At 63.2% G+C, this 19,706-nt stretch carries 17 protein-coding genes and 1 pseudogene; 10 read left to right on the plus strand and 8 right to left on the minus strand.

Going from position 1 to position 19,706, the window contains the following annotated elements; all coding sequences use genetic code 11:
- Nucleotides 1-19 precede the first annotated feature (19 nt).
- A complete protein-coding gene (locus MTR64_RS01325; protein ID WP_243990258.1) occupies nt 20-2,494 on the minus strand; it encodes a putative bifunctional diguanylate cyclase/phosphodiesterase in 2,475 nt (824 codons plus the stop codon).
- Between MTR64_RS01325 and MTR64_RS01330 the strand changes: the two genes are divergently transcribed.
- Nucleotides 2,482-3,180, plus strand: coding sequence for a Crp/Fnr family transcriptional regulator (locus MTR64_RS01330; protein WP_243989992.1), 699 nt, complete (start codon nt 2,482-2,484; stop codon nt 3,178-3,180). The two genes, MTR64_RS01325 and MTR64_RS01330, sit on opposite strands and share 13 nt — an antisense overlap.
- A gap of 60 nt (nt 3,181-3,240) precedes the next feature.
- Here the strand turns inward: MTR64_RS01330 and ligD are convergent.
- Nucleotides 3,241-4,098, minus strand: a pseudogene (gene ligD, locus MTR64_RS01335) (non-homologous end-joining DNA ligase); the annotation flags it as partial.
- 183 nt (nt 4,099-4,281) lie between these two features.
- Between ligD and MTR64_RS01340 the strand changes: the two are divergent.
- Nucleotides 4,282-4,896 carry a TetR/AcrR family transcriptional regulator gene (locus MTR64_RS01340; protein WP_243989993.1) on the plus strand — a complete coding sequence of 205 codons (615 nt, stop codon included), beginning with the start codon at nt 4,282-4,284 and terminating at the stop codon, nt 4,894-4,896.
- 338 nt (nt 4,897-5,234) lie between these two features.
- Nucleotides 5,235-5,642, plus strand: coding sequence for a hypothetical protein (locus tag MTR64_RS01345; protein WP_243989996.1), 408 nt, complete (start codon nt 5,235-5,237; stop codon nt 5,640-5,642).
- 9 nt (nt 5,643-5,651) lie between these two features.
- Here MTR64_RS01345 and MTR64_RS01350 read toward each other — a convergent pair whose 3' ends face one another.
- The 5 genes from MTR64_RS01350 to MTR64_RS01370 form a co-directional block, all read right to left on the minus strand.
- Nucleotides 5,652-6,401, minus strand: a complete 750-nt coding sequence (locus MTR64_RS01350) for an SDR family NAD(P)-dependent oxidoreductase (protein WP_243989998.1) — start codon at nt 6,399-6,401, stop codon at nt 5,652-5,654.
- 182 nt (nt 6,402-6,583) lie between these two features.
- On the minus strand, nt 6,584-8,470 hold the full coding sequence (locus MTR64_RS01355) for a CocE/NonD family hydrolase (protein WP_243990000.1): 1,887 nt from the start codon (nt 8,468-8,470) through the stop codon (nt 6,584-6,586).
- Nucleotides 8,471-8,772: 302 nt separating this feature from the next.
- Nucleotides 8,773-9,582: a DUF2189 domain-containing protein gene (locus MTR64_RS01360; RefSeq protein WP_243990002.1), complete on the minus strand. Its 810-nt coding sequence runs from the start codon at nt 9,580-9,582 to the stop codon at nt 8,773-8,775.
- 140 nt (nt 9,583-9,722) lie between these two features.
- Nucleotides 9,723-11,096 carry a class II 3-deoxy-7-phosphoheptulonate synthase gene (locus tag MTR64_RS01365; protein ID WP_243990005.1) on the minus strand — a complete coding sequence of 458 codons (1,374 nt, stop codon included), beginning with the start codon at nt 11,094-11,096 and terminating at the stop codon, nt 9,723-9,725.
- A 165-nt stretch (nt 11,097-11,261) separates the two neighbouring features.
- Nucleotides 11,262-14,189, minus strand: coding sequence for a M16 family metallopeptidase (locus MTR64_RS01370; protein WP_243990007.1), 2,928 nt, complete (start codon nt 14,187-14,189; stop codon nt 11,262-11,264).
- Nucleotides 14,190-14,279: 90 nt separating this feature from the next.
- On the opposite strand from MTR64_RS01370, the gene MTR64_RS01375 reads away from it, so the two are divergent.
- The 6 genes from MTR64_RS01375 (at nt 14,280) to MTR64_RS01400 (ending at nt 18,000) form a co-directional block, all read left to right on the plus strand.
- Nucleotides 14,280-14,858 carry a NifU family protein gene (locus tag MTR64_RS01375; protein WP_243990009.1) on the plus strand — a complete coding sequence of 193 codons (579 nt, stop codon included), beginning with the start codon at nt 14,280-14,282 and terminating at the stop codon, nt 14,856-14,858.
- A gap of 76 nt (nt 14,859-14,934) precedes the next feature.
- Nucleotides 14,935-15,558: a tRNA (adenosine(37)-N6)-threonylcarbamoyltransferase complex dimerization subunit type 1 TsaB gene (gene tsaB, locus MTR64_RS01380; protein WP_243990011.1), complete on the plus strand. Its 624-nt coding sequence runs from the start codon at nt 14,935-14,937 to the stop codon at nt 15,556-15,558.
- Nucleotides 15,555-16,013 carry a GNAT family N-acetyltransferase gene (locus MTR64_RS01385; protein ID WP_243990013.1) on the plus strand — a complete coding sequence of 153 codons (459 nt, stop codon included), beginning with the start codon at nt 15,555-15,557 and terminating at the stop codon, nt 16,011-16,013. The genes tsaB and MTR64_RS01385 overlap by 4 nt, the downstream gene beginning before the upstream one ends.
- 163 nt (nt 16,014-16,176) lie before the next feature.
- On the plus strand, nt 16,177-16,626 hold the full coding sequence (locus MTR64_RS01390; RefSeq protein WP_327194234.1) for a MucR family transcriptional regulator: 450 nt from the start codon (nt 16,177-16,179) through the stop codon (nt 16,624-16,626).
- A 148-nt stretch (nt 16,627-16,774) separates the two neighbouring features.
- Nucleotides 16,775-17,221, plus strand: a complete 447-nt coding sequence (locus MTR64_RS01395; protein ID WP_243990015.1) for a Fur family transcriptional regulator — start codon at nt 16,775-16,777, stop codon at nt 17,219-17,221.
- Between the two features lie 155 nt (nt 17,222-17,376).
- Nucleotides 17,377-18,000 (plus strand): lysophospholipid acyltransferase family protein, encoded by a 624-nt coding sequence (locus tag MTR64_RS01400; protein ID WP_243990016.1) that lies wholly within the window; start codon nt 17,377-17,379, stop codon nt 17,998-18,000.
- 3 nt (nt 18,001-18,003) lie between these two features.
- On the opposite strand, the gene MTR64_RS01405 is transcribed toward MTR64_RS01400, so the two are convergent.
- Nucleotides 18,004-18,666: a hypothetical protein gene (locus MTR64_RS01405; protein WP_243990018.1), complete on the minus strand. Its 663-nt coding sequence runs from the start codon at nt 18,664-18,666 to the stop codon at nt 18,004-18,006.
- Nucleotides 18,667-18,734: 68 nt separating this feature from the next.
- On the opposite strand from MTR64_RS01405, the gene ispH reads away from it, so the two are divergent.
- The gene (gene ispH / locus MTR64_RS01410) at nt 18,735-19,697 is read left to right on the plus strand and encodes a 4-hydroxy-3-methylbut-2-enyl diphosphate reductase (RefSeq protein ID WP_243990019.1); all 963 of its coding nucleotides are present in this window, start codon (nt 18,735-18,737) and stop codon (nt 19,695-19,697) included.
- Nucleotides 19,698-19,706: the final 9 nt, after the last annotated feature.

The following is a 19,706-nucleotide window of genomic DNA, read 5'->3' on the forward strand; positions in this document are numbered from 1 at the left end:
CAGTGGTTTCGGAAGTGGTTCAGATTGGCAGCTCGGGACTGCCGTGGTCACGGTGCAGAGAAGGCCAGCTCCCCTGCTGCTCGGCGAGATATTCGCGCGCGGAGGCCTCGTTCATAGGCTGGGCAAGCAGGTAGCCCTGAACGAAATCACACCCCAGATTGGACAGTTCGCGGTATTGAGCCGGGGTTTCCACGCCCTCGGCCACAACCGTGAATCCAAGGCTGTGGGCCAGCGAAATGATGGTTCGCACAATGATCCCATCGTTCTTTCCATCCAGCATTCCGGTGATGAACGAGCGGTCTATTTTCAATCGGTCGATGGGAAACCGCTTGAGGTGGATGAGTGAGGCGTAGCCGGTTCCGAAATCATCCAGCGCAACGGAAATTCCGGCAGCGTGAAGTTCCCGCAAGGACAGCGCGATACCGTCGGCAGACCGGTCCAGAATGACGTTTTCGGTAACTTCGATCTCGACATCGACACCTTCGACGCCGTGCCTGTGCATGAGTTCGAGAAGACGTCCTGCAAACTCCGGCTGCAGCAGCTGCGCGCTCGAGACGTTGAAAGCTATGGTTCCAGGCTGCAGGTTGTCCCGTTTCAGGCAGGCAAGTGCGGCAAGCCCCTTGTCGATCACCTGATAGCCTACCTCGCAGATCAGCCCCGCCTCTTCTGCAACCGAAATCAGCTCCGGGGGTGGGATATCCCGCCGCCCTGATTTCCAGCGCACAAGCGCCTCAAAACCGTGATGCCTGCCGAACCGGACATCGTTTTGCGGCTGCAGGGCGACTGTCAGTCCGTCGCTGGAAATGGCTTCGCGCAGCTTTTCCACAAGACGTTCGCGCCGCTGACGCTCCCGCCGCATGGAGCTGCTGTAAACGGTGCAGCGGTTCCGCCCGGCCGACTTCGCCTGATAAAGGGCAAGGTCGGCGTTCTTGAGCAATTCCTTCGGGGACTCCCCGTCACGCGGGAACAGCGATGCGCCGATGCTGCCCGAAGGCACCACGGTTCGCCGCCCGAGCCGGGCGGGCTGCCCAAGGGACTCCAGCAGCCCCTTGGCAACCTCGCTCACATCGCGCTGATGCTCCACGTCGCGCAGAAGAATGGCAAACTCGTCGCCGCCAAGGCGGGCAACCATATCGGTCTTTCTTACGGAGGACCGGATACGCTGGGCCACTATCTGCAGGAGCGTGTCGCCTCCATCGTGCCCATGACGATCGTTGACTGCCTTGAAATCATCCAGATCGACAAGCATCAGCGCGAATTTCCTGTCCTTTCCGGACCGGGACTGCGCATACCGCTTGAGGCGGCGAAGCAGCGCACTGCGGTTCGACAACCCTGTCAGGGCGTCCTTCTCGGCCTGATACTTGATCTGCAGCTCAGCGCGCTTCAGACCCGAAATATCGGTCTGTACCGATACGAAATTGCCCGATGTCGATCGCCGGTTGCTGATCTGGACCCACTGGTCGGCTCCCAGTTGCCGGATGTAGGGCTTTGTCACCCGCCGGCTGTCCTCCTTGCGCAGGCTCGGCCACATATCGTCCAGTTCGGGCAGCCGCTCGATCGGAACCGAAAGCAATCCGCGGTGGGGGGCATGCCCCTTCCCCTTTGGCGCACTCCCGTAAAACTCATGGAAGGCCCGGTTGCTGAACTGGAAATTGCCATCCGGACCGAATGTGACGATGCCCGACGGTACCGCTTCGACGATGTCCCGCAAAAGGTCTTCAGCCACTTCGCGCCGCCCGAGCTCCTTGACCAGTTCGGCCTCGGCCAGCTTGCGGTCGGTCACGTCGAAACGGATCGACAGGTAGCCCGACATTCGCCCTTCCGGCTCCCGCAAGGGAACAATGGTCGTGTCGACCCAGTAGTGACGTCCCGACTTTGCCCGATTGCAAATATCCCCGCGCCAGATTGCCCCTGCGGAAATCACCGCCCATAGATTTCGGAAGAATTCCCGGCTGTGGAACCCACTATTCACCACGCTATGCGGTCTGCCGATAAGTTCTTCGGGGTCATATTCACTGATCAGGCAGAATTGCCGGTTAACATCGACAATACGCCCGCGAAGATCCGTCTTTGCAACGATCGCAGCGTTGCTCAGCGCTTCCTTGTAGGCCCGGAACTCATCGCCACCGGTCTGCTCGTCGCCCGTATGCGGACGACCCGACACTGGCGTTGCAGCGCCTGTTTCCAGCCCATACACCGGCTCATGATCACGCCCCCGCGTCATTCGCACTTCTCCAAGCCCAACAAACCGGTTATCTCTGCGAGATGACCGGGCAGCAGCAAGCAGGCGCGCGAATGCACACTGCCAAACCGCTTCTCCTTTTTTCCGGCTGGTGATTTGCGCATGAGAGTGCCTGAAACGACACCGTTCTAACAAAAATCCCGCACCAGTATTTTGTATGTACGGTACCGTATATATGAATGGTGAATTTTTAGTTACCGAATTGCAGTAATTACGATTTCCGCCAAAGTCGGATAATGATGACCGCCACACCTTCTCCAACACAGCGCAGCAACGCGATCCTCAATGCTTTTCCTCCCGAGGCTCGCAGTTTCCTTGCGTCCCGGTTGCTGACGAAGGCGGTGATGTCGGGCGAAGTTCTTCACGAACCAGGTGCCCCCCTGATCCACGTCATCTTCCCCCACAGCGGGATCATTTCGCTTCAGGGGATACTCAGTGATGGCCGGACTGTAGAGTGCGTGTCCGTCGGCAACGACAGCCTTCTCGGGATCGAGCACTTTCTGGGAGAAAATATCTTCCTGCACCATGCGACGGTGGCCATCTCCGGATCGGCATCATGGCTGCCAGTTACTGACCTCGGGACCGCGTTGTCGCAGTTCGCGCCGGTTGCCGAAGCCATGCAGCGCTGCTCCCTCAACCGGATGCGGGATTCCATGCAGACGGCGATCTGTGCCAGCGTCCATTCGGCCAGCCAGCGGCTGGCGACATGGCTGCTGCGCGCGCGGGACCGCACCGGCGCGGACCAGTTCGAGTTGACACAGCGGACGCTGGCCAACGTCTTCGGGCTCAGGCTCGCGACCGTCAGCGATGCCTGCGGCCGCCTCAACGGCGCGGGGGCTATCGACCAGGGCAGAGGCACGCTGACGATCGTAGACGGAGGCAAACTCCTCGAAATGTCCTGCGAATGCTATGAACACCGCATGATGGCGGGCCTCTGACAGCTGCACCTTCGGCTCGGTGCCTGATGTTCAGACCATGCGGCAGGACAACCATTCCTGTTACAAGTCAGGCAGAGCCTGATCCGCCATGCCCCATCCCTGCAAGCCCAAGTTCTGGCCCCTCTCGATCAGTCCCTGCACGTCAGACATCGAATAGCTATTCGCCGCGCTAAGGCCGGCCAGTTCCGCCCATGCCACAGGTGCCGCAACCGGCGCGCCAGTCCGGGCCCGTACGGAATAGGGCGCGACGGCGGTCGCCCCACGCTGGTTGCGCAACCAGTCGATGAAGATCTTCCCCTTCCTCCGCGCCTTGGCCATCGTGGCGACGAAACGGTCCGGCTCGGCGCGGCTCAGCGCCTCTGCAAAGCCCCGGGCAAAGTCGCGGTGCGCATCCCAGCCATGCCCCTTGCGCAAGGGCACCACTACATGGACTCCTTTGCCGCCTGTGAGCATGGGAAAGCTGACAAGCCCCTTGTCGTCGAGACATCGGCGCAGATGGGCGGCCGCGCGCGCGACCTCCGCGAAGTTAAGCCCGTCATCCGGGTCGAGGTCGAAGATCAGACGGTCGGGCTGTTCGAGACGGTCTGCACGACAAGCCCACACATGGAATTCGATCGCACCCATCTGCACGCAATCGAGCACGCCTTCCCCGCTATCGAGGTAAATATAGGGCTTGGGTCCGCCAGCCTTCTCGCGAATTAGGACATGGTGCACATGCTGACCGAAGCTGCCGTTATCGTGCTTCTGGAAGAAGCACTTGCCGGCCAGCCCCTGCGGGCAGCGCAACAGGCTTGCAGGGCGTTCCGAAAGATGCGGGAGCATCAACGGCGCGATCCGGGCATAATACTCGGCCAGATCGCCCTTTGTCTGTCCGGTCTCCGGAAACACCACGCGTTCGCGGTGAGAAATGGAGGCCGCTCCCGGCGCATTGCCCTCCCCGGAGGGACCTGCCGGAACTCCGTCAGCCGTCCGATTGGTCAAGGAACGTCCCCTGTTTTGAGTCTCGGGCCAACTCCGGCAGGCTCGCCGGCCTGCCCGCCCAGGTCAATTCCCGCCACAATACTGGACGACGCAGGCGCCGCAAACTATATACCACGTGGTATGAAATGCTCCGACAACAGCACCAAGGCCCGTGGCCGCCCGCGGGAATTCGATCCCGACACGGCTCTGGCCAGCGCCCTGCGCGTGTTCTGGGAGCACGGCTACGAAAGCGCTTCGATGGCCGAACTGACCGAAGCCATGGGCATCACCAAGCCCAGCCTCTACGCCTGCTTCGGCAACAAGGAAGCGCTCTTCAAGAAGGCCCTCGACCTCTACGAGCGGGAGAAGCTCTCCTACGTCAAGACCGCGCTGGAAGCGCCAACGGCCAGGGCGGTCGCCGAGCGCCTGCTGAACGGGGCCCTCGAAACGCACTGCGGCTCCAAGGATCCGCAGGGCTGTCTGAACGTCATCGGCATGGTCAGCTGCACGGCTGAGGCTCCTGCGCTGCGCGAGCATCTCGTCACCCGCCGCGCTTCGTCGGAAGCGGCCGTCGTCGAACGACTCGTCCAGGCCAGGACAGACGGAGATCTGCCGGAGAGCATCGATCCCAAGGCACTCGCCCAGTGCCTCATGACCGTACTGCAAGGGCTCGCTGTCAAATCTCGGGGCGGCGCAAGCCGGGAAGACCTGCAGGACGTCGTCAACACTTTCCTGATCCTGTGGCCGGGACACTGAGCGACTCTTGAAATTGGCCGCGGAGCGCTAAATTACCACTCGGTACATAAATACGCTTGACGCAAGCGCGCACAGCAATATATACCACTTAGTACACAAATCTGACCCCCGTCCGGCATGGAATACCCGAAGCCCGCATTAGCTGCCCAGGTTCCCGCCACGATCACGGACGGAACCGAAGATGAACTGCCATCTGCCGCGACACGGGCTTCGCCATGTCAATGCGGCCCCAACAAATTGCTTTCCGGTGTCCCTTGCGCCGGAAAACGCTCCGGCGCGCGCCTCGTCCCCCCACCCCGCCCCGGGGCGCGCGCCGGGCACTTGAGAAAGCACGAATTATGTCCTTCATCGATTTCAGCGATGCAGCGCATATGGCGCTGCCTGTTCCTCACGCCGATCTTCCGGTGGATATCCGAACCATCGGGTTTGCCGAAGCGCTGACCGTGCAGGAGCACCGCATCGTCGAACTGGCCCGCCATGACGGCCTTGAGACCCTGCGAACGCCACGCAAGCGTGGCTGGCTCGCACGCCTGATACTGGGCCCGCAGCCTGCTTCTGCCATGCTGGCTAACGAACGGCTGGAGGCACTGCGGCGCCTGGCGGTTCAGGCATGGCACAAAGGCTACCGGTTGCCCGTATCCGCGCTGAAGGAGGCACATACCGCCGGCTTCAGCGAGGACCAGATCGGCGCTGTTATCGACACCATCGGACGGGCGCGCCCGCCCTTCCGCAAGGCTGCCGCTTAACGAACCCGTTCAGGTCACCGTAAAGCCACCGTCCACCGCCAGCACCTGATTGGTCACCAGCCGTGCCATGGGCGTGGCGAAGTAGAGCACTGCAGAGCCGACGTCACGTGGCGAGCAATAGCCCAAAGGCGGCGTGCGATTGCCCGGACCGACCGGCGGCGGCCCCTCTGCCCCGATCGCACCCGGCGTGCCGACGCCGCCGGGCAGCACTGTGTTCACGGTGATGCCATGCTCGGCCAGTTCGAAGGCCGCGCTCGTCGTCAACGCCGCCAGCGCGCCCTTGCTTGCCAGGTAGGCCGCCAGCCCCTGCACGAATTGCCCGACAAGGCCGCACGAGGCACAGTTGACGATACGGCCGCCATTGCCCTTCGCAATCATCGCCTGCGCCACTTCGCGGATCATCAGAAACGGCGCGCGGGCATTCACATCATTGATCCGCTGCCAGTGCGCGCTGGTGCCGTCGAGCAGCAGTTCGCGGTGCTGCAGCCCTGCATTGTTGACCAGAAGCCAGGGCGCGCCGTGGCGCATGACCGCTTCGGCGCATGCGCCGACAATCGACGCTTCATCGGTGAGGTCGACTGCGACGAAATCCGCGGCAACCCCGGCCTCGATCTGTTTCCTTGCCCCCGCTTCATCACGGTCGGCAATTACAACCGCAGCCCCCGCCTCGGTCAGCATTTCGCAAATGCCCACACCGATGCCGCTGGCCCCGCCGGTCACCAGCGCCACGCGCCCCGTCAGATCGAATGGTCCGCTCATGTCTGGAAAATTGCCTCCCGATATCATGCCGCAATGGTGCGGATTGCCTCTCCGCACCCACCTGCCGCGAACCTTGCCCGTTCTGTTCGACGTTGTCTTCCGCCCACGCGATTACGGCCCATGGCGGGTTCCGGCAAAGGCTCATGCCCTGCCCCACAGATGGGGGCAGGCGGACGATCCCTTCAATCCTTGGCAATCGGCAGCCAGACAGCGCTGGCCGCGTCCCCGCCATAGTGCACTGTTTCCGTCGCCTTCACGTAGTCTTTCGGCATTGCTTCCATGATCGATGGCACCCAGCTTTGCGGGTTGCGGTCATAGAGCGGAAACAGGCTGGATTGCACCTGCACCATGATCTTGTGCCCCGGCAGGAACACATGGTCGACATTGGGCAGCGCCCACTGGAAGGCATAGGTCTTGCCCGGCTCCAGCGGTGCGGGGGTAGCGAACCCATGCACATAGCGGCCCCGGAAGATCTCGATACCCAGGGCGAGCTGATAGCCCGCCATCACCGGATCGGCAGTGTTCTCCTCCGGATAGACATCGATCAGCTTGACCACGTAGTCGCTGTCCTGCCCGGTGGTGGAAGCACGAAGATCAACCTTCGGCGCGCCCTTGATGTGCACCGGCTTGTCGAGAGCACCGGTGGTATAGGTCATCACGTCCGGGCGACCATCAACGAAACGCTGGTCATGCACCAGCCAATGCCGCCACTCGTCGCCCGACATGCGGACCGGGCGCGGCAGCATCGGCACCGGCTTGGCCGGATCGGAGACATAGCTGTCACCGCCCGGCTCGGGCTTGGTGAACGACAGCCCTGCGTTCGTCCCCAGATAGAGCGGCGTATAAGCTCCGTCTGGCCACTTCTGTGAGACTTCCCAGCGATCCGCACCCGTGGCGTAGGTCAGCACCGGCGGCGTCTGGCACTTGGGCGGGTTGGTCTTGAGGTGGCAGTCGAAGAACGGCTTCATGTAGCGCGTGCGGAACTGCAGCGCCGTATCGCCCTCGAACTTGAGCGGCCCGAGTTCACGGCCTTCGTAGTTCACGCCCGAATGGCGCCAGGGACCGATCACCAGGCTGACCATGTCGTTTGCCTTGTCCTGCGGTTCCAGCGCCTTGTAGACCGCCGGAGCGCCATAACTGTCTTCCTGGTCCCACTGGCCGACGACGAGCATGGTCGGCACCGTCAGCTTGCGCGATGCCAGCAGCTTGTCGACCGCCTGCCCCTGCCACCATGCATCATAGGCGGGATGCTCCAGCACCTTGCGCACGGCGGGCAGGTCCAGCAGGCCATAGGCCTTTGCATATTCCATCGCCGAGCCGGCATTGAGGTATGCGGTATATTCGTCGCCCGTGCCCTTCGGCACCGCGCCGCCGCCCTTGTCCACCGTCTGGCCCAGATCATAGTCGAACCCGAAAGTGCGATAGGCCCCGTTGTGGAACCAGTCGTCGCCCATCCAGCCATCGACCATCGGGCTTTGCGGCACCGCGGCCTTGAGCGCGGGGTGCGGATCGATGAGTGCCATCAGCGACGTGAAACCGAGATAGGACGACCCGGTGATGCCTACCTTGCCATTACTTTCCGGCACATTCTTCACCAGCCAGTCAATCGTGTCGTAGGCGTCGGTCGCGTGATCGATCCTGGTGTTGTTCAGCGGACCGCGCAGCGGCCGGTTCATCACGTAGTCGCCTTCCGACCGGCCGAGCCCGCGCACGTCCTGATAGACGCGGATATAACCGTCATCAACGAATTCCCTGTCCATCACCGGCAGGATCTCGTCGATCTTCTGGCTGCGGTTGCGGGTGGTCGCCCGCTGCGCATCATAGGGCGTGCGGCTCAGCAGGATCGGCCCGCCCTTCGTGCTCTTGCGAAAGACGATGACGGTGTAGAGCTTGGTCCCGTCACGCATCGGGATCATCACTTCCCGCCGTACGAAATCGGCCTGCGGACGAACCCAGTCGTAGGATTCGACCTTCTCGTTCATCATGGTGTCGGTGGGAGCCGCAGCGTGAAGGACAGCGGTGGTGGAAAGAGCGAGGACAAGGCTCGCAGCGATCAGGGGGCGTGTCATGCCCCATGGGTGGCGCGGGCACGCGAACGGGTCAAGCCGCGCACGAAAAATGGCGTGAACGGCACCGCAAGGTGACACTCCGGTTGACACGTTTGACACTATCCAGAGCAAAAGGTGTCACCTTGGCCCTCAAGTGTCACCTTGCACCCTGCGGGTGTCACGCCGCCCCGGCGCAGGCACACGAAATGCCAATGCCGTACGGCAGCAGGATCAGAGGCCATTCACCATTTCAAGGAGCGCGGACGGACAGTCCCGCACGCAGGATGACAGGCACCTCTGCAGTAGGAAACCCTGTTCCTGCGCTATGCGGCCTGTACGCCCGCCCCATGTGCAATCTGCCCGCCCGGCACTGCCCGGCGATAGAGATGCCAGGTCGCGTGGCCAAAGACCGGCAGAGCCGCCAGCAATCCCAGGAACAGCGGCACCATCGCGATGAACAGTGCGATCGCGATCCACACGGCCCATGTCATCAGCACGAAGCGGTTCGACCGCACCGCGCCGAGACTGACGATGATGGCCGTCAGGAAATCCACCTCGCGGTCGACCAGCATCGGCAGGCTCATGACGGTGACCGCATAGAACGCCAGCGCCATCACCGCGCCAACGATCGTGCCCACGGCCAGCATCACCATCCCTGCAGGCGTCGTGAACAGTGCCAGCGATTCCGAACCGATCCCCGATTCCGCCATGAACACGGCGAAAATGCCATGCGCGATCATCAGCCAGAACCCGAAGGCGACGAACACGATCACGCCCATGCACAGGATCTGCTCGTCCCCACGCCCGCGCAATGCGCCAAGCACCGCAGGCCATGACATCGGCAAACCGAGTTCGCGCCGCCGGCTGACTTCGTAGAGCCCCACGGCGACGAACGGCGCGAGCAGCGGAAAACCCGCCGCCGCTGGAATCAGCCAGGCGACCGCCCCCCATTGGAACAGCGCAAAATAGAGAAACACCCCCGCGCCCACGTAGATCGCACCGAAGAACAGCCCGAACACCGGACATGCCCTGAAATCGCTCCACCCCGCCGCGAGCGCTGCCCACAGGTCCCGAACCCCGAGATCGCTGGCAACCGTGACGGGCGCGAGTTGTACCTGTTCGCCCACCTGCATGACTCCTCTCCCAAGAAGCGTGAAGGAGAAGGTGCCTCAGGTTCCCCGAACGGGCAAGCTTCGGGAAGATATCCGAGCCAAAAACGAAAAGGGCGCGGAAGCCGCAGCCGCCGCGCCCCTATATCCCGCAAGCTCTGAAATCAGGCGGCCTGCTTGTGCCGCTCGTTCGCTTCGAGGTTGAGCAGGTCTGCCATCTCGAAGGCCAGTTCGATCGACTGCGCGCCATTGAGGCGCGGATCGCAATGGGTGTGGTAGCGGTCGGCCAGCGTCGCATCGGTGATGGCGATCGCGCCGCCGGTGCATTCGGTCACGTCCTGCCCGGTCATCTCGATGTGGATGCCGCCAGCATGCGTGCCTTCCGCGCGGTGGACCGCGAAGAAGCCGCGCACTTCGGCGAGGATGCGCTCGAACGGACGCGTCTTGAAACCACTTTCCGACTTGATGACGTTGCCGTGCATCGGGTCGCAGGACCAGACCACCGGATGCCCCTCGGCCTTCACCGCGCGCACCAGCTTGGGCAGACCGGCTTCGACCTTGTCATGCCCGAAACGGCTGATCAGGGTCATGCGGCCCGGCTCGCGGCCAGGGTTGAGCGTGTCGAGCATCCGCAGCAGCGCGTCCGGCTCGAGGCTGGGGCCGCACTTCATGCCAATCGGGTTGCCGACGCCGCGCAGGAACTCGACATGGGCCGAACCTTCGAAGCGGGTACGGTCGCCGATCCACAGCATGTGGGCCGAACAGTCGTACCAGTCGCCCGTCAGCGAATCCCGGCGGGTCAGCGCCTGCTCGTAAGGCAGCAGGAGCGCTTCATGGCTGGTGTAGAAGCTGGTGCCCTGAAGCTGCGGCACGGTCTCCGGATCGACACCGCAGGCAGCCATGAATTCCAGCGCCTCCCCGATGCGGTCGGCCATCTGCGCGAACTTCTCACCCCAGGGGCTACGGCCGATGTGGTCCATCGTCCACTGGTGCACCTGACGCAGGTTGGCATAGCCGCCGCCCGCGAAAGCGCGCAGCAAGTTCAACGTCGCCGAAGACTGCGTGTAAGCGCGCAGCATGCGCTCGGGATCGTTGCGGCGCGATTCCTCGCCGAATTCGATGCCGTTGATGATGTCGCCGAAGTAGCTGGGCACTTCCAGATCGCCCTGCTTCTCGGTCGGAGCCGAGCGCGGCTTGGCGAATTGCCCGGCCATGCGGCCGACCTTCACCACCGGCTGCTTGCTGGCGAAAGTGAGCACCACCGCCATCTGCAGCAGCACGCGGAAGGTATCGCGGATGTTGTCGGCGCTGAATTCGGCGAAGCTCTCGGCGCAGTCACCACCCTGCAGCAGGAAACCGCGCCCGGCCGCCACTTCGGCCAGATCGTGCTTCAGAGCACGCGCCTCGCCGGCAAAGACCAGCGGCGGAAACTTTGCCAGCGTGGCCTCAACCTCGCCCAGCTTCTCCGCATCGCCATAAACCGGAAGGTGGCGGGCTTCCTGTGCCTTCCAGCCGTCCGGGGTCCAATTGCTAGCCACGTTTCATACTCCTAGGTCCCGGCACACCATGCGCCGGACAAAAGACAAGAGGCGCCCCTTAGCGCCCGCGGGCAATTTTTGCAAAGCCGCTTTGCCCGATGACCGTGATCGGTTGCGCGAACCGGTCCTGCAAGGGGTCCGGAAACCCGCTCCGGAACCTTCAGATCACCGCGTGGCGACGCTGGTCTTGGTACCTTCCGGCACGACTTCGAGACGCCAGGAACTGTTCTGGCCCAGATAGCGCGCGGCAAGTTGCTGCATCTTCTCAGGCGTGGTCACCGTGTAATCGCTGAGCACCGAACGCACGCTGCCTATCCGCGAGGGGTCGCTGGTCGCGCCTTCGAGCTGGCTCATGAAGAACGAGGTGCTCGAAGCCGCGCGCGTCACCTGCTGACGCAGCGGTTCAGTCACACGCTCCAGTTCGTCGGCCGACGGCGGATTGGCGATCAGATCCTGCGCGATTTCTTCGGCGGTCTGGAAGAACACCGGCACCGACTTGGGATCGACCTGCGCCATAGCGGTAATCGCCCCGCCCTCCTGAAGATCCACCGGCCAGGTCGAGAATACATAGGGCGCGTAGGACACGCCCAGCTTCTCGCGCACGGCATCGAGCAGGCGGTTGGTGAAAAGCTGCGTCAGAATTTCGAGCTGGCGCGATTCCTGGATGCCTACAGAACCGCCACCCGTCGGCCAGGAGATCACTGCGGCAGCCTGGTCCGGATCGCCATGATGGTGCAGTACTACCGGCGTGTTCGAAGGCTTGGGCACCGTGACTTCGGTAAGTTCGGACGTCGAAGGCGCAGGGATACGCGGCTTGAGCGCACCGAAAGTCTTCTCCAGCGCCTTGATCGCCGCCGCCTTGTCGAAATCGCCGAAGATCTGCACTTCGATCGGACCTTGCGAGAGCGCCTGGCTCCAGACCCGCTTGAAGCCTTCGGGCGTGGTCTTCTCGATCTCTGCCGGTGACGGGGTCGCAAAGCGCTCGTCCTTGCCGCGCTGGTAGAACTGCAGGTCGCGGTTGAGCACGCCTTGCGGCGAGGTGGCAAAGGTATCGTACTGGATCTTGGCCGCGGCCTTCGCGCGGAGGAACGGGTTCACATCCCACTTGGGCAGATCGAGCTTGGCTGCAAAGAGATAGAGCTGATCGGCAAGATCCTGCGGGCGCGTCTCCGCAGACAGCTCGAAGTTCGCGTCCTGCACGTCGAAGTTGAAGCCCATCTTGCGGCCGGTGGCGACGCGGTCGAGGTCTTCCTGCCCCAGTGTCGCAAGGCCCGAGCCGACAAGCGCATACTGGCCAAGCGCAATGTAGGACGCATCCTTGGGATCGATCGAACGGTAGCCGCCGCCGAAACGAACCTTGACCATGACGCGGCCCGGCTCTTCCTGAACCGGCCAGAGCAGGACCTTGACGCCGTTCGCAAAGGCCAGTTCCTCAATGTCGAGCAAGCCGGTCGGGAGATCGGCGACCGGTTCGGCGGGCTTGCCGATCGCAGGCAGCTTGTCGAACGAGACCGGCGGCGCTTCGGCGGCCATGCGGATACTCTGGTCAGGCTTGACCGGCGCTGCCAGCGCCAGACGCAGTTCCTCATCCGTCGCCTTGCCCGCCGTCTGGACCGTGAACAGCGCACGCTCCACCGTGCCGGAGAACAACTTGCGCGTGTGTTCAAGCACCGCCTGCGGCGTGAACAGCGGCTTGGAGCTGCGGAATATCTTCAGAACGTCGTCCGGTGCGGCCACGGTCTCGCGGATGTCGAGCGCGTTGACCAGATCGTCGGCCAGTTTGGAGCCCGGCAGAATGCGCTGTTGCTCCACGGGGACCTGAAAGGCCACGTCGAGTTCGGCCGCCTCGCGGTCGATCTCTTCCTGCGTCGGCGGGTTGGTCAGCGCATCGGCAATCACCGCGCGCACATCGTGCAGCGCCGCCTTCCAGTCATCGCCCAGCGGCGTCACCGAGATGAAGGTAGCATCGGCCGAGCGCGAAACATCGTTCTGATTGACCGAGGCCGACAGGAAGCTGCCCCCTGCCCGCGCCTTGGTCTCCAGACGACGGTTGATGACGGCCTGCGCGATCGAGTCAATCATCAGCCCCTGATTGTAGACGATTGTGTCGTTCACTTCCCGCCAGGGGCGCAGCGTCGCAACCATCAGCGACGGCGGCAGGTCCGGCTCCACCAGTACGCGCGTCTCGCCAACCGGGTTCCTGGGATCGGCGCCCCTGGGCGCGACCGGATCACCGAAGCTGGGAGCCTGCGGCTTCGGGCCGGCAGCCTGCCAGTCGCCGAACCACTTGCGCACATAGGATTCAAGCATCGCCGGATCGGCATCGCCTGCAACGATCACGGCGACATTGTCCGGGCGGTACCAACGCGAATAGAACGCGCGCACCGACTGCGGGGTTGCCGATGTCAGACTGGCGACAGTACCGATCGGCTCACGCTCCGACAGCGGCTGCCCGGCGTAGAAGACCTGCTGCATCGCGTTCTGCACGCGCTTGGCCGCTCCCCCGCGCTCGCGCATTTCGGCGAGCACGATAGGCAGGTCCTTCTTGAGGTTTGACGCCGACAGCGTGGGCGCCGTCACCATGCCCGACATCAGCTTGAACGTCTCGTCCAGCGAGGCCGGGGTGGCATTGGGCAGATCGAGCTGGAACACCGTCTGGGTGGTCGTCGTCTGCGCATTGGTGTCGCTGCCGAATGTCGCGCCGAGGCGCTGGAACGAAGCAATCGCAGTGCCTTCGGCCAGATACTTCGACTGGCGGAACAGCATGTGCTCCAGCAAGTGCGCATAGCCGCGCTCGGCATCGGTCTCGTAGAGCGAACCGGCATCAACGCGAATTCGGATCGACACCTGCCCCGGCGGCACACCGTTCTTGCGCACGGCATACTTCAGGCCGTTGGGCAGTTCGCCGAAATGCCATGCCTTGTCATGCGGCACGTCGCTGTTCTTGTAGAGCCAGGGCTCCTGTGTATCGGCCAGCAATGTGGAAGGTGCATCGGGCGCATCGGCGTCCTGCGCAAGAACGGGCCGGACCGGCGTCTGGGCGAGAAGAACAAGGCATGCAAGCGAGCAAGCGGCGCGCGTAAATTTTGTCATCGCGCAATCTATAGGATGCGCCTGCCTTAAGGGCCAGTGAATACCACCAAGACTTGACCGGCCGCCCACTTCACCTAAATCGCAAGTGTCATGTTCATCGAAACCGAAACCACGCCCAATCCCGCGACGCTCAAGTTCCTGCCCGGCCGGGAGGTCATGGCCGCAGGCACGCGCGAGTTCACCACGCCCGAAGATGCCTCGGCCTCGCCGCTTGCCGAAGCCTTGTTCGATCTGGGCGATGTGACCGGTGTATTCTTCGGCCAGAGCTTCGTTTCGGTAACCGCCGCGCCGGGCGTCGAATGGCCCGGCCTCAAGCCGCAGGTCGTCTCGATCCTGCTCGATCACTTCGTGTCCGAAGCCCCGCTCTTCGCCGGTGGCGACGCGAGCGGCTTTTCGGTACCAGCGGAAGACGAGGAAGATTTCGGCGACGATCCGGCTGATGCGGATATCGTCGCGCAGATCCGCGAACTGATCGAAACCCGCGTGCGCCCCGCGGTCGCCAACGACGGCGGCGACATCGTCTACCGGGGCTTTCGTGAAGGCGTGGTCTTCCTGACGATGCAAGGCGCCTGTTCGGGCTGCCCCTCCTCGACCGCTACGCTCAAGCACGGGATCGAAAGTCTGCTGAAGCACTACGTTCCGGAAGTGACCGAAGTCCGGGCTGCCTGACGTCCGGCGGGCTGAGCGGATCGTGACGACACCGGCAACCGCACCAATTTCCACCCGTCACGAGGGGCGCACCCTCGTGATCGACTCCGCCACCGATGCCTGTTCAGTCGCGTTGTTCGACGACGGCGCGATGATCGCCGGTGCGTTCCGCCTGCTGGGGCGCGGTCACGCAGAAGCGCTGGTGCCGATGATCGCCGCGCTGCCCGGACGCGGGAAGGCAGAGCACATCGTCGTCTCCCTCGGCCCCGGAAGCTTTACCGGCGTGCGGGTCGGGCTCGCTGCCGCCCGCGCCCTCGCGCTTGCCTGGGGCGCGAGCCTTGCGGGATATTCCAGCCTTGCACTGGTCGCCGCAATGGCCCGCGAGAAGCACGGGAACGTGCCCGTCGGCGTGACCATGACAGGCGGGCACGGCGAGTGGTTCGTGCAAGGTTTCGACGCGCAGGGCCTTTCTTCTCGCGACCTCGCCTCGCTGCGCCCGGACGCGGCCAGCGAAGAGACACGCGAAGATCTTGTCGCGGGCAACCAGTCCGAAGCGCTCGTGGCCGCGCGCGGCCACGGCACGGCAATGCCTGCCTGGCCGGACGCGCGCGCGTTCCATCGACTGCCACCTGGTGCCCTGATCGCCGATGTCCGTCCGCTCTACGGGCGCGCACCGGACGCCAGGCTACCGGGAGGTACTGCTCCTGCGAGCGCGGCATGACCGACGACATCGACCGGATCATGACGGTCATGGCCGCCGCTTTCGACCCGGAATTCCGCGAAGCCTGGAACAGACGCCAGGTCGAAGACGCGATGCAGTTCGGAAATTGCCACTACGCGCTCGCAGTCGACGGCTGCAAGGCTCCGGCAGAAGAGCAACCGGCAGCGGGGTTTTTCTTGTCGCGCAGCGGCTTTGAAGAAGAAGAACTACTGTTACTTGGTGTCCTGCCCGCATTTCGCCATCGGGGTCTTGGCCGGTATCTTCTGGATCAGTTGCATAAGGGGGCCTCGGAACGCGGGGCAAAGCGCCTGTTACTTGAAATGCGCCGCGGCAACCCGGCCGAGTCGCTTTATAGAAGCTGCGGCTTCTATCCTATCGGTGAACGCCGCGAATATTATCGCACTCAAAGCGGTGAGAGAATCGACGCCATTACGTTCGCCTGTGACATTGGGTGATACAAACACAGGCAATACAGACAAAATTGTTCACTCTATCTGAAGACTTGTGTGAAAATCGCCAATTAAACTTGCCTTACAGCACAAAATCGGCCAATGGCCTTTCTCACAGACCCTAACAGGTCTGAACTATCCCAAATGGTCGCACATAAGGAAAAATATCGTGGAAGATATTCAGACGGATATGAACGAAACGCTGATCACCCTCGCCTCCGACATTGTCGCCGCACATGTGAGCAATAACAGCGTTTCCGTCGAAGACCTGCCTGCACTGATCACCAACGTCTACGGCGCGCTTGCCGGACTTGGCGGTCCGGTCGTGGTCGAAGAAGAAAAGCCGGAACCGGCCGTGTCGGTTCGCGCTTCGGTGAAGCCTGATTACATCGTGTGTCTTGAAGACGGCAAGAAGCTGAAGATGCTCAAGCGCCACCTCATGACCCACTACAACATGACCCCGGAAGAGTACCGCGCGCGCTGGAACCTGCCCGCCGACTATCCGATGGTCGCCCCCAACTACGCCGAAAAGCGCCGCGAACTGGCCAAGAAGATCGGCCTGGGCCGCAAGCCCAACGCACGCCGTGGCCGCAAACCCAAGGCTGTCGCCGCCGCCTGACACAAAGCGCAACAGGAACAGACCGAAAGCGGTTTTTCCTGTGCAAACCATTGCGTTCGGCATGATGCGCGGATGCCATGGTGGTTGAGATTGCAGGCGCACCGGCCTAACATGACCGGTGCGCCGCATTCATTTGACAGGTTACCCCGTGCATCAGCCCATCGACATCGAAGCCCTCTGCGCCGAACGCGGCCTTCGCATCACCGAACAGCGCCGGGTGATTGCACGAGTGCTGTCGGACAGCACCGACCACCCGGATGTCGAAAAGCTGCATGAGCGCGCGACGGCCATCGACCCTGGCATTTCGATCGCGACGGTCTACCGCACCGTCCGCCTGTTCGAAGAGGCCGGCATACTGGACCGCCACGACTTCGGCGATGGCCGCGCCCGTTACGAGGCCGCCCCCGAAGCGCACCACGACCACATGATCGATGTCGAGACCGGCACGGTCATCGAATTCGTCGACCCCGAACTGGAAGCCCTGCAGCGCCAGATCGCGGAACGGCTGGGCTTTCGCCTCGTCGACCACCGCATGGAACTGTTCGGCGTGAAGATCGAGCGCGAGGACGGCGAAAGCTCCAGCAGCCGCAAGTGAACGGGGCGACACCTCCCCTGGCGAGTGCCCGGGGCCGGATCGTCGCTCTCTGGGCCTGGCCGCTCGTGGTCCTGCGATTGGCGGCTATGTTGGCTGTACTGATCGCCTGTGCACCGCTTTACTATTTGCTAAGCCCCTTTGTTTCACGAAATCCGGTGCCGCGCTGGTTCCTGCGCGCCCTTGCCACGATAGCCGGCGTGCGCATCCGCACACGCGGCATCCATCCGGCAGCACGTTCTTTCTTCATCGCAAACCACGTGAGCTGGCTGGACATACCGGCCCTTGCCGGCGCAACGGGCACCGCCTTCGTGGCACATGATGGCCTTGCCGCGATCGGCCCGCTGCGCTGGCTATGCGAATTGAATGACACGGTCTTCGTTGCACGCCACGACCGCCGCAGCGTAGCCGCACAGATCGAACGGGTCCGCAGAGCGCTAAGCGAAACAGGCGCGCTGACCGTCTTCCCCGAAGGCACGACCTCCGACGGCACCGGACTGCTGCCGTTCAAATCCTCGCTGTTGTCCGCGCTCGATACCGGGGCAGATCATATCCCCATCCAGCCGGTCTGGCTCGACTATGGCAAGGTGACGCGCGACATCGCATGGGTCGGCACGGAACCCGGCCTCGACAACGCCCTGCGCATTCTGGCTCGCTGGCGTCCGGTGAACCTTACAATCACGTTCCTGCCCCCGCTCACCGAAAGCGAGCGGGCGAACCGCAAGGCGATGGCGCACACTGCCCGCCACGCGATAGCCTCGGCCATGGCCGAGGCCCGCTGACGGTCAGCGCGTAGCGTTGTAGGCGAGCTGGGCTTCGTCGAGCTGGAAACCGACGAGGACTTCGAACGAGGAACGAGCCACCGCGGCCTTGACCTGCGGATCGGACAGCGGATCAACTGCGGCATCGGCATCGCCGGCCTTGCGCTTGCGCGTGATACGCTCGCGAATGTCTTCGGGAAGCGTTGCGGCCGCGCGATCGATGTGGACACTGCCCGATCCGGCAGCCTGCGCGCGCGCCTCGCCGTTGGCGAAGTTAAGCGTGACGCTGCCAACACGCTTGCTGATTACCGCGGAGCCCCCCTGCAATACCGTCACGAAATAGGGCAGCGTCACCTGGCGCGCGCCGCTCGTCTCGTTGCGACGGGCCTGAATCTGGAAGGAAACCTGCGCGAAGACCTTGTCCCCCGCGTCCTGATTGCACTGGGTCCGCACGTCAGTCATCGACGCAACGACGTCGATATTCGGAGCAGTCTTGTCGCCGGGCGCGCGGAAGAGAGTGACGTCTCCGGTATAGTCCGGGATGCCCACCGCCGGGCACTTGCTGCGGACAGCCGTGATGCCGACGCCGGAATCGACCACGATCTCGCCCTTCTTGGCACAGCCGCTCAGCGCGGTCATCGCAACGGCGGAACAGAGAACAGTGGCAGTCAGGCGGCGAGCATTCATTATCACTTCCTCAGAATGGCGTGCGCTTGCCCTAGCGGCGCAAGCGGCAAAGCGCTAGAGGCCCGTTTATGAACGCGCCCTTTCCGTCTTCTGCGAAACAGCCCCTTCGTCTTTTTATTGCCGCGCCGCGCGGTTTTTGCGCCGGTGTTGACCGTGCCATCGAGATCGTCGAGCGCGCCATCACGATCTATGGCCCGCCCGTCTACGTGCGTCATGAAATCGTGCACAACAAGTTCGTGGTCGATTCCCTCAAGGCCAAGGGTGCGGTGTTCGTCGAGGAACTGGATCAGGTTCCCGATGGCGTTCCGGTAATCTTCAGCGCGCACGGTGTTCCGAAATCGGTGCCGGCAGAAGCCACGTCACGCGGGCTCGAATGGCTGGACGCCACTTGCCCGCTGGTGAGCAAGGTCCACCGTCAGGCCGAACGCCAGATCGAGGCGGGCCGGCACATCCTGTTCATCGGCCATGCCGGGCACCCGGAGGTGATCGGCACGTTCGGGCAGGTTCCCGAAGGTACGATGACTCTGATCGAGACGCTGGAAGACGTCGCGTCATTGCCTTTCCCCGCGGATACTGAACTGGCCTATCTGTCGCAGACAACGCTTTCGGTGGATGATACGGCTGCGATCATCGCGGCCATCGAGGCGCGCTATCCGCAGGTCATCGCGCCCAAGGCCGATGACATCTGCTACGCCACCTCCAATCGCCAGGCCGCCGTCAAGCAGGTCGCGCCGGAATGCCAGCTGGTCTTCGTCATCGGTGCACCCAACAGCTCGAACTCGCTGCGGCTCGTCGAAGTCGCCCAGCGCGCGGGCGCTTGCGCCGAGCTCATCCAGCGCGCGACCGACATCGATCCGGCCTGGCTGAACGGCGTGGATACTGTCGGCGTCACCGCTGGCGCATCGGCGCCGGAGCAGCTGGTCAACGAAGTCGTCGACCGCCTGAAGGAGCTGCGCGAAGTCACCGCCGAAGAAATCGTGACAGCGACCGAGCGCATGACGTTCAAGCTGCCGCGCCAGCTCATCGGCTGAAAGGCGATA

It is taken from the genome of Novosphingobium album (ex Hu et al. 2023), assembly GCF_022832385.1.
Lineage (GTDB): Bacteria > Pseudomonadota > Alphaproteobacteria > Sphingomonadales > Sphingomonadaceae > Novosphingobium > Novosphingobium album.

Bases quoted from the DNA above. Each gene is read 5' to 3' on its own strand.
- MTR64_RS01330 (WP_243989992.1), top strand. From the start codon at position 2,482: ATGACCGCCACACCTTCTCCAACACAGCGCAGCAACGCGATCCTCAAT.
- MTR64_RS01340 (WP_243989993.1), top strand. From the start codon at position 4,282: ATGAAATGCTCCGACAACAGCACCAAGGCCCGTGGCCGCCCGCGGGAA.
- MTR64_RS01345 (WP_243989996.1), top strand. From the start codon at position 5,235: ATGTCCTTCATCGATTTCAGCGATGCAGCGCATATGGCGCTGCCTGTT.
- MTR64_RS01350 (WP_243989998.1), bottom strand. From the start codon at position 6,401: ATGAGCGGACCATTCGATCTGACGGGGCGCGTGGCGCTGGTGACCGGC.
- MTR64_RS01355 (WP_243990000.1), bottom strand. From the start codon at position 8,470: ATGACACGCCCCCTGATCGCTGCGAGCCTTGTCCTCGCTCTTTCCACC.
- MTR64_RS01360 (WP_243990002.1), bottom strand. From the start codon at position 9,582: ATGCAGGTGGGCGAACAGGTACAACTCGCGCCCGTCACGGTTGCCAGC.
- MTR64_RS01370 (WP_243990007.1), bottom strand. From the start codon at position 14,189: ATGACAAAATTTACGCGCGCCGCTTGCTCGCTTGCATGCCTTGTTCTT.
- MTR64_RS01375 (WP_243990009.1), top strand. From the start codon at position 14,280: ATGTTCATCGAAACCGAAACCACGCCCAATCCCGCGACGCTCAAGTTC.
- MTR64_RS01385 (WP_243990013.1), top strand. From the start codon at position 15,555: ATGACCGACGACATCGACCGGATCATGACGGTCATGGCCGCCGCTTTC.
- MTR64_RS01405 (WP_243990018.1), bottom strand. From the start codon at position 18,666: ATGAATGCTCGCCGCCTGACTGCCACTGTTCTCTGTTCCGCCGTTGCG.
- ispH (WP_243990019.1), top strand. From the start codon at position 18,735: ATGAACGCGCCCTTTCCGTCTTCTGCGAAACAGCCCCTTCGTCTTTTT.